Origin of the sequence: Streptomyces sp. NPDC057543 (assembly GCF_042801895.1) — a bacterium.
Lineage (GTDB): Bacteria > Actinomycetota > Actinomycetes > Streptomycetales > Streptomycetaceae > Streptomyces.
Genome location: NZ_JBHVFF010000336.1, coordinates 1 through 8,403 on the forward strand (window position 1 = coordinate 1; position 8,403 = coordinate 8,403).

Consider the following 8,403-nt stretch of genomic DNA (forward strand, 5'->3'; position numbering starts at 1 on the left):
GGAAACGAACCGGGCGGGGCCGTCGACATCAGGGACCGGTGTGTCAGGCGAGCAGAGCCGGAATGGTCGCCTCGTGCGCCGTGCGCAGCTCGCTCAGCGGAATGCTGAACTCGCCCTGGATCTCGATCTCCTCGCCGTCCACGACACCGATGCGGGTGACGGGCAGCCCCCGCGCCCCGCACATGTCGTTGAACCGGAGCTCCTCGCTGCGCGGAACGGAGACGACCGCGCGCCCCGCCGACTCGGAGAAGAGGAAGGTGAACGCGTCCAGACCCTCCGGCACGACCAGCCGGGCACCCTTCCCGCCGCGCAGGCAGGACTCGGTGACCGCCTGGATCAAGCCGCCGTCGGAAAGGTCGTGCGCCGCGTCGATCATGCCGTCGCGGGAGGCCGAGATCAGGATCTCGCCGAGCAGCTTCTCGCGGCCCAGATCGACCTTGGGCGGCATGCCGCCCAGGTGGCCGTGGACGACCTCGGACCAGGCCGAGCCGCCGAATTCCTCACGCGTGTCGCCCAGCAGGTAGAGGAGCTGACCCTCTTCCGCGAAGGCGACCGGCGTACGCCGGGTGACATCGTCGATCACACCGAGCACGGCCACGACCGGCGTCGGGTGGATCGCCGTCTCACCGGTCTGGTTGTACAGCGACACATTGCCGCCGGTGACCGGGGTGCCCAGCTCCAGGCAGCCGTCCGCGAGACCACGGGTGGCCTCGGCGAACTGCCACATGACGTCCGGGTCCTCGGGCGAACCGAAGTTCAGGCAGTCCGAGATCGCGAGCGGCTTGGCACCGGAGGCGGCGACATTGCGGTACGACTCCGCCAGCGCGAGCTGCGCACCGGTGTACGGGTCGAGCTTGGCGTACCGGCCGTTGCCGTCGGTCGCCATGGCCACGCCCAGGTTCGACTTCTCGTCGATCCGGACCATGCCGGCGTCCTCGGGCATCGCGAGCACGGTATTGCCCTGCACGAACCGGTCGTACTGGTCCGTGATCCAGGACTTCGACGCCTGGTTCGGCGAGGCGACCAGCCGGAGGACCTGCTCACGCAGCTCCGCGCCGTTCGCCGGGCGGGCCAGCTTGCCCGCGTCGTCGGCCTGCAGCGCGTCCTGCCAGGACGGGCGGGCGAACGGGCGGTGGTACGTCGGACCCTCGTGCGCGACGGACCGCGGCGGTACGTCCACGATCTGCTCGCCGTGCCAGAAGATCTCCAGCTGGGAGCCCTCGGTCACCTCACCGATGACGGTGGCGATGACGTCCCACTTCTCGCAGATCTCCAGGAAGCGCCCGACATGCTGCGGCTCGACGATCGCGCACATGCGCTCCTGCGACTCGCTCATGAGGATTTCCTCGGGCGAGAGGGAGGAGTCGCGCAGCGGCACGGTGTCCAGCTCGACGCGCATACCGCCGGAACCGGCGGAGGCCAGCTCGGACGTGGCGCAGGACAGGCCCGCACCGCCGAGGTCCTGGATGCCCGCGACGAGCTTCTCCTTGAAGATCTCCAGGGTGCACTCGATGAGGAGCTTCTCCTGGAACGGGTCGCCCACCTGGACGGCCGGACGCTTCGCGGGGCCGGTCGACTCGAAGGTCTCCGAGGCCAGCACCGAGACGCCGCCGATGCCGTCGCCGCCGGTACGGGCGCCGTAGAGAATCACCTTGTTGCCGGGCCCGGAGGCCTTGGCCAGGTGGATGTCCTCGTGCTTCATCACGCCGATGCAGCCGGCATTGACCAGCGGGTTGCCCTGGTAACAGGCGTCGAAGACGACCTCGCCGCCGATGTTCGGCAGGCCCAGGCAGTTGCCGTAGCCGCCGATGCCCGCGACGACGCCCGGCAGGACGCGCTTCGTGTCGGGGTGGTCGGCCGCACCGAAGCGAAGCGGGTCGACGACCGCGACCGGGCGGGCACCCATGGCGAGGATGTCGCGGACGATGCCGCCGACGCCGGTCGCCGCGCCCTGGTAGGGCTCGATGTACGAGGGGTGGTTGTGCGACTCGACCTTGAAGGTGACCGCGTAACCCTGACCGACATCGACGACACCGGCGTTCTCACCGATACCGACGAGCATCGCGTCGTTGGCGGGGACCTTCTCGCCGAACTGCTTGAGGTGCACCTTGCTGCTCTTGTAAGAGCAGTGCTCGGACCACATCACGGAGTACATGGCGAGCTCGGCACCGGTGGGCCGGCGGCCCAGGATCTCGCGGATCCGGGCGTACTCGTCCTCCTTGAGGCCGAGCTCCTTCCAGGGCTGCGCGACGTCCGGGGTCTCGGCCGCGTGCTTGACCGTATCCAGGCTCATGCGTTGACCAGCTTCTTGATGATCGAGGTGAAGAAACCGAGACCGTCGGTGCGGCCGGTGCCGATCAGCGGCTCGACGGCGTGCTCCGGGTGCGGCATCAGACCGACGACGTTGCCCGCGGCGTTGGTGATGCCGGCGATGTCGCGCAGCGAGCCGTTGGGGTTCACGTCCAGGTAGCGGAAGGCGACCCGGCCCTCCGCCTCCAACTCGTCGAGCACCCGCTCGTCGGCGACGTAACGCCCGTCCATGTTCTTGAGCGGTACGGAGATCTCCTGGCCCGCGGAGTAGTCCGCCGTCCAGGCCGTCTCCGCGTTCTCGACGCGCAGCTTCTGGTCGCGGCAGATGAAGTGCAGGTGGTTGTTCTGCAGCATCGCGCCGGGCAGCAGGTGCGCTTCGGTCAGGATCTGGAAGCCGTTGCAGATGCCGAGGACCGGCATCCCCGCCCGCGCGTTCTCGATGATCGTCTCCATGACCGGCGAGAAGCGGGAGATGGCTCCGGCCCGCAGATAGTCGCCGTAGGAGAATCCGCCCGCCAGGATGACCGCGTCGACCTGGTGCAGGTCCTTGTCGCGGTGCCACAGCGATACGGGTTCGGCACCCGCGACACGTACGGCCCTCAGGCTGTCCTTGTCGTCGAGCGTGCCGGGAAAGGTGACGACTCCGATACGAGCAGTCACTTCGACTCCTCGGCCTTCTCCACCTTCACGGTGAAGTCCTCGATGACGGTGTTGGCGAGGAAAGTCTCGGCCATCTCGTGAATACGACCGAGGGCGGCGTCGTCGACCGGCCCCTCGACCTCCAGCTCGAAACGCTTTCCCTGACGTACGTCCGCGATTCCCTCGAAGCCGAGACGGGGCAGTGCGCGCTGCACCGCCTGTCCCTGCGGGTCGAGGATCTCGGGCTTGAGCATGACGTCGACTACGACGCGTGCCACTGGCACTCCCGGTGGTGGTGTGATGCGGCTGTTTCTCCGGGGGGTTCCCCAGACCCCCGCAGGTCCCCTCAGCCTACCTGGCCAGAATTTCTACGCGGGTAGATAAGGAGAACCGTCGTTCACACCCAGATATCGGCGTGACAACACATGGGGAAAGTCCTGCAAAAAAAATCCTCACCGATGACACACATAGAAGGCTGACACGCGGAGTTAATTGGATGGACTTCACAATGCGGCACCCACCGCTGTACAAATGATTACCGGGGAATGCAGAATTGCCCTAAACAGTCGACGCCGGTCGGCTCACATCCACCCACATCCGCCCGACAGCCGGAAGGCCGGCATCAGCGCATGTCAGACGCGTCGATGCCGTAGGAAAGGTCCGATATCCGTGGCTCAGCGCGTAGTGGTCACCCTCTTCGACGACATCGACGGGGGAGCAGCGACGGAAACGGTCACCTTCTCCCTGGACGGGAAGTCGTACGAGATCGACCTCAGCCAGTCCAACGCAAAGAAACTGCGCAAGATTCTGGCGCCGTACATCACGGCAGGTCGAAAGCAGACAAATGCCAGTAAGCGCGGCAGGACTCCCACCTCGTACCGGCACACCTCGCTCGCACCCGACCCGGCGGCCGTGCGCGCCTGGGCCCGCTCCCACGGGATGGAGGTACCGGCCCGCGGCCGGATCCCCAAGAAGGTCTACGAGGCGTTCAGCGAAGCCAGTTGAGGCCCCAGCCCCAGGGCAGGCCCCGGACAGGTCGCCCGCGCCGGTCGCCACGACCGGGCGCCGGGACGATCTTCGGGCGTTCCCGCACACCCCTCGACGACACCGTGCGGCCGCCGACTTGCGCTACACCCCCGCAGGTCGGCTAAAGTCTGGAGCACGCCGAGGGGCAAGGCCGCAAAGCCGAACCTCACGCAGCGTGCGGGTGTAGTTCAGTAGCAGAACATCCCCCTTCCAGGGGGAAGGCGCAGTGTGCAATTCCTGTCACCCGCTCTGCATCGCTCTTATCGACCACTCCGGTGAATCGGGTAGAGTAGTGCTCGCACCGCTCGATGGATCCCCTTACGGGGAGTACAATCGGCGGCAGCAATGCGGACGTGGCTCAGTTGGTAGAGCATCACCTTGCCAAGGTGAGGGTCGCGAGTTCGAATCTCGTCGTCCGCTCTTGATCGGATTGTTCGAAGGCCCTGGTCGATATCGACCAGGGCCTTCGTCGTATTCCCTGGTTCGCGACTCTGCCTCATGACCCATGACGTTTGTCATGAGCAGTGGTGACAGCTCGCACTGCTCGCGGCGACGATCCGGCGGAAATCTGTAGGCATGACGAGCGACGACATTCCCAGCGGCCGTGCGGGCGGCGCCATGGCGGACATCACAGCCGGCTCCGTGACCACAGATTCCGTGACCACCCACTCCGTGGCCGCTTCCATGACCGATTCCGTGATCGAGGCCGGCGGGGTGCGGCGGCGCTACGCCGGTGGCTTCGAGGCCGTGGCCGGTGTCTCCTTCTCGGTGGCGCGCGGTGAACTCTTCGCCCTGCTCGGCACGAACGGCGCCGGAAAGACCTCCACCGTCGAACTGCTGGAGGGCCTGGCGCGGCCCGACGGCGGCACGGTGCGGGTGCTCGGCCACGACCCGTACCGCGAGCGTGCCGCCGTCCGGCCCCGGATCGGGGTGATGCTCCAGGAGGGCGGCTTCCCGTCCGAGTTGACCGTCACCGAGACCGTACGAATGTGGGCGGGGTGCACCAGTGGCGCCCGGCCGACCGGTGAGGCGCTGGACCTGGTCGGGCTCTCCCATCGGGCGCGCGTACGGGTCAAGCAGCTCTCCGGCGGCGAGCGGCGCCGCCTCGACCTCGCGCTGGCCCTGCTCGGCCGGCCCGAGGTGCTGTTTCTCGACGAGCCGACCACCGGACTCGACGCCGAAGGACGGCGCGACACCTGGACGTTGGTACGGGAGCTGCGCGACGGCGGCATCACCGTCCTGCTCACCACGCACTACCTGGAGGAGGCCGAGACGCTCGCCGACCGGCTGGCGATCATGCACCGGGGGCGGATCGTGACGGCGGGCACCACCGCCGAGGTGACGGCGGCCCGCCCCGCCCGCATCCGGTTCGAGCTGCCCGAAGGCGTCCCGGCGGCGCGGCTTCCGCTGTCGCTGCGGGCGGCCGCCGAAGGTCGCAGCGTCGAGATCCGTACCCACCACCTGCAGGAGTCGCTGGCTGAACTGCTGCTCTGGGCGCGGGAGTCGGACGTGACACTGCTCGGGCTCGATGCCCGGTCGGCCTCGCTCGAAGAGGCGTTTCTCGATATCGCGCAGAGCGCGTCGGAGCCCAAGTCGGCGCCCGGGTCGGAGCCGGCGCCCGAGTCCGAGAAGGTGGCTGCCGCATGACGAGCACAACGATGTCCGGACGGCTGAACGCTCTCGGACGGGCCGAACTTACCCTGCTCGCCCGGAACAGGACCGCGGTCTTCGTCGCGCTGCTGGTGCCCCTGGCGATGGTCGTGGCCATGAAGTCGACGCTGGAGCAGGTCGATCTGGGCGGGACCGGCCTGACCGTGGCCGGGGCCGCGCTCACCGGCGGCATCGGCATGGTGCTGATGCAGGTCGTGTACATGAACCTGGTCGCCGCGTATGTGGCACGGCGTGAGGACCTGGTCCTGAAACGGCTGCGTACCGGAGAGATCACCGACCGGGAGATCCTCGCCGGGACGGCGCTGCCGTCGGTCGCGCTGGCGCTGGCGCAGACGGTGCTGGTGGTGCTGGCCGGTGGGGTCGTGTTCGGCCTCGGTGCGCCGGAACGGCCCGAACTGCTCTTCGCGGGGCTGCTGTTGGGTGTGGTGCTGCTGACGGCGATGGCCGCGGCCACCTCCGCGGTGACCCGGACCGTGCAGACGGCGCAGATCACGACGCTGCCGCTGTTCCTCGTATCGATGATGGGCTCGGGGCTCTTCGTACCGCTGGAGGTCCTGCCGGACCGGGTGGCGGCCGCGTGCGAACTGTTGCCGGTGACCGGGGTGATGACGCTCGTACGGGCGGGCTGGCTCGGCGGGGCCGACGCGCACGACCTGATCGGGGCCGGGTCGGCCGCGCTGGCCTGGACGGTACTCGCAGTGTTTGCTGTGCAGCGGTGGTTCCGCTGGGAACCTCGACGCTGAGGGGGGTTGTGCCGTGTGGATGCAGCGGCGGGTGCGGGGCTGGCGCGGCCGCAGCGGGTTCGACAAGGTCGACCTGTATACGCGCGGCACGCTGTACAGCCTGGTGTGGTGCGCGGCGGTGGTGCAGACCCTGATGTCGGTGACACGGCCCGTGCGCGCCACGGCGCCCGCGGCGCTGATCGCCACGGCGATCCTCCTCGCCGTCGCCCAGGGGGTCTGCGGGACGGCACTGACCGCCGGGGGGCTCAAGAAGTATCTGGGCCGGGGAACCGTGGACCGGTGGCTGGTCGCCGTCGGAGCCGTGCTGCTGGTGGCGAACGCGGCGGCGATGCTGGCCCTCGCCTCGTTCACCGACGTGCGTGAATTCCCGCAGCTGGAGCTTGTGCTCAGCGCCTGCGTGGTGCCCATCTCCTGCGCGTTCGTACTCTTCGTCCAGAAGTGGGTGGCACTGCTTCAGCAGCTCGTCGTCGCTGTCGGGGTGTGCGCTGTGGTGGATCTGCTCGGCGGCGGCGGTGCGCTGGTGGCGTCTGCGTTCATCGCCACGGCGTTCGGTAGCGGGATGATGTCCGTCACCACGCGGATGTCCGCCTGGTCGCTGGGCGTGATGTGGAAGCTCCGCGAGGCGCAGGACCTGCAGGCCCGGCTGGCGGTCGCCGAGGAGCGGCTGCGGTTCGGCCGCGACATGCACGACGTACTGGGCCGGAATCTGGCCGTGATCGCGCTGAAGAGCGAGCTGGCGGTGGAGCTGGCCCAGCGCGGCAAGCCGGCGGCGGTGGACCAGATGGTCGAGGTGATGCGTATCGCCCGCACCTCCCAGCAGGAGGTGCGCGATGTCGTACGGGGATACCGGGAGGCCGATCTGCGCACCGAACTCGTGGGCGCGCAGAGCGTGTTGCGGGCGGCCGGGATCGAGTGCGAGGTTTCGGGCGACGGCGGCGACGCGCTGCCCGCGCCCGTGCAGTCGGCGCTCGGCTGGGTGGTGCGGGAGGCGGCGACCAATGTGCTGCGCCACGGCGATCCGCGGCAGTGCACGATCCGGCTCCGCACTTCGGCGGACGCGGCGGTGCTGGACGTGGCGAACGACGGCGCGCCGCGGGCGGACGCCGCGCCGCCCGGCGCCTCGCCGGGCTCGGGCCTGGCCGGCCTCCGGGAGCGGCTCGACGTGCTGGACGGCTCGCTGGAGGCGGACTCGGCCGGAAACGGATGGTTCAGGCTGACGGCCACCGTCCCGCTGCCGGGTACGCGTCCGGTTCGTCCCGCGTTCCGGTCCGCCCCGGCGTCCCTGAAGGAGACACGATGACGGCTGTACGGGTGCTGCTCGCCGACGACGAGCATCTGATCCGCGGCGCGCTGGCCGCGCTGCTGGCCCTGGAGGACGACCTCGTGGTGGTCGCGGAGGCGGCGACCGGCCCGGAGGCGTTGGCCATGGCGCGGGCCCACCGCCCCGATGTGGCGGTCCTCGATCTGGAGATGCCGGGCGCCGACGGTGTGAGTGTCGCCACATCCCTGCGGGCCGAACTGCCCGGCTGCCGGACGATGATCGTGACGAGTCACGGCCGGCCGGGCCATCTGAAACGGGCACTCGCGGCGGGTGTGCGGGCCTTCGTACCGAAGACCGTCAGCGCCCGGCAGCTGGCCGGGATCATTCGTACCGTGCATGCCGGAAACCGTTACGTGGACCCGGAGTTGGCGGCCGACGCGATCTCCGCCGGGGACTCGCCGCTGACCGCGCGCGAGGCGGAGGTGCTGGAGCTTGCGGCCGACGGGGCGCCGGTCGCGGAGATCGCGGAGCGGGCGTCGCTGTCCCAGGGAACCGTGCGGAACTACCTCTCGGCGGCCGCCGCGAAGCTCGGGGCGGAGAACCGACATGCGGCGGTGCGTCTCGCACGCGAGCGCGGATGGGTATAGTGGTTCTCGCGCTTCGGCGCTTGCGGACGTAGCTCAGTTGGTAGAGCGCAACCTTGCCAAGGTTGAGGTCGCCAGTTCGAACCTGGTCGTCCGCTCGGTTCAGCAA

8 protein-coding genes and 3 tRNA genes are annotated in these 8,403 nt (G+C 69.0%); 8 read left to right on the top strand and 3 right to left on the bottom strand.

Annotated elements, in window-relative coordinates:
• Window positions 1–43 precede the first annotated feature (43 nt).
• Genes purL through purS form a run of 3 tightly spaced genes read right to left on the bottom strand, consistent with a single transcriptional unit; the run spans window position 44 to window position 3,227 of the window.
• Window positions 44–2,293, bottom strand: a complete 2,250-nt coding sequence (purL, locus tag ACFU8Q_RS36030; RefSeq protein ID WP_384462709.1) for a phosphoribosylformylglycinamidine synthase subunit PurL — start codon at window positions 2,291–2,293, stop codon at window positions 44–46.
• Entirely contained in the window at window positions 2,290–2,970 is a 681-nt protein-coding gene (purQ, locus tag ACFU8Q_RS36035; protein WP_383072962.1) for a phosphoribosylformylglycinamidine synthase subunit PurQ, read from the bottom strand. The genes purL and purQ overlap by 4 nt, the downstream gene beginning before the upstream one ends.
• Window positions 2,967–3,227 (bottom strand): phosphoribosylformylglycinamidine synthase subunit PurS, encoded by a 261-nt coding sequence (purS, locus tag ACFU8Q_RS36040; RefSeq protein ID WP_037695153.1) that lies wholly within the window; start codon window positions 3,225–3,227, stop codon window positions 2,967–2,969. The genes purQ and purS overlap by 4 nt, the downstream gene beginning before the upstream one ends.
• 391 nt (window positions 3,228–3,618) lie before the next feature.
• On the opposite strand from purS, the gene ACFU8Q_RS36045 reads away from it, so the two are divergent.
• The 8 genes from ACFU8Q_RS36045 to ACFU8Q_RS36080 all read left to right on the top strand — a co-directional run bounded on the left by ACFU8Q_RS36045 (window position 3,619) and on the right by ACFU8Q_RS36080 (window position 8,392).
• Window positions 3,619–3,954, top strand: coding sequence for an Lsr2 family protein (locus ACFU8Q_RS36045; protein WP_384462712.1), 336 nt, complete (start codon window positions 3,619–3,621; stop codon window positions 3,952–3,954).
• A 198-nt stretch (window positions 3,955–4,152) separates the two neighbouring features.
• Window positions 4,153–4,224 (top strand) — tRNA-Gly (locus ACFU8Q_RS36050).
• Window positions 4,225–4,322: 98 nt separating this feature from the next.
• Window positions 4,323–4,395: transfer RNA gene (locus ACFU8Q_RS36055), tRNA-Gly, on the top strand.
• A 156-nt stretch (window positions 4,396–4,551) separates the two neighbouring features.
• Window positions 4,552–5,622, top strand: a complete 1,071-nt coding sequence (locus tag ACFU8Q_RS36060) for an ABC transporter ATP-binding protein (protein WP_384462714.1) — start codon at window positions 4,552–4,554, stop codon at window positions 5,620–5,622.
• Entirely contained in the window at window positions 5,619–6,389 is a 771-nt protein-coding gene (locus tag ACFU8Q_RS36065; RefSeq protein WP_384462717.1) for an ABC transporter permease, read from the top strand. Before ACFU8Q_RS36060 ends, ACFU8Q_RS36065 begins: the two co-directional genes overlap by 4 nt.
• Before the next feature lie 19 nt (window positions 6,390–6,408).
• The gene (locus ACFU8Q_RS36070) at window positions 6,409–7,689 is read left to right on the top strand and encodes a sensor histidine kinase (RefSeq protein WP_384462723.1); all 1,281 of its coding nucleotides are present in this window, start codon (window positions 6,409–6,411) and stop codon (window positions 7,687–7,689) included.
• On the top strand, window positions 7,686–8,297 hold the full coding sequence (locus ACFU8Q_RS36075; RefSeq protein ID WP_384462720.1) for a response regulator: 612 nt from the start codon (window positions 7,686–7,688) through the stop codon (window positions 8,295–8,297). The genes ACFU8Q_RS36070 and ACFU8Q_RS36075 overlap by 4 nt, the downstream gene beginning before the upstream one ends.
• A 22-nt stretch (window positions 8,298–8,319) precedes the next feature.
• A tRNA-Gly gene (locus tag ACFU8Q_RS36080) sits at window positions 8,320–8,392 on the top strand.
• The last annotated feature ends 11 nt before the right edge of the window (window positions 8,393–8,403 follow it).

Coding starts and splice junctions, on each gene's coding strand:
- purL (WP_384462709.1), bottom strand. CDS start 2,293: ATGAGCCTGGATACGGTCAAGCACGCGGCCGAGACCCCGGACGTCGCG.
- ACFU8Q_RS36060 (WP_384462714.1), top strand. CDS start 4,552: ATGACGAGCGACGACATTCCCAGCGGCCGTGCGGGCGGCGCCATGGCG.
- ACFU8Q_RS36065 (WP_384462717.1), top strand. CDS start 5,619: ATGACGAGCACAACGATGTCCGGACGGCTGAACGCTCTCGGACGGGCC.
- ACFU8Q_RS36070 (WP_384462723.1), top strand. CDS start 6,409: ATGCAGCGGCGGGTGCGGGGCTGGCGCGGCCGCAGCGGGTTCGACAAG.
- ACFU8Q_RS36075 (WP_384462720.1), top strand. CDS start 7,686: ATGACGGCTGTACGGGTGCTGCTCGCCGACGACGAGCATCTGATCCGC.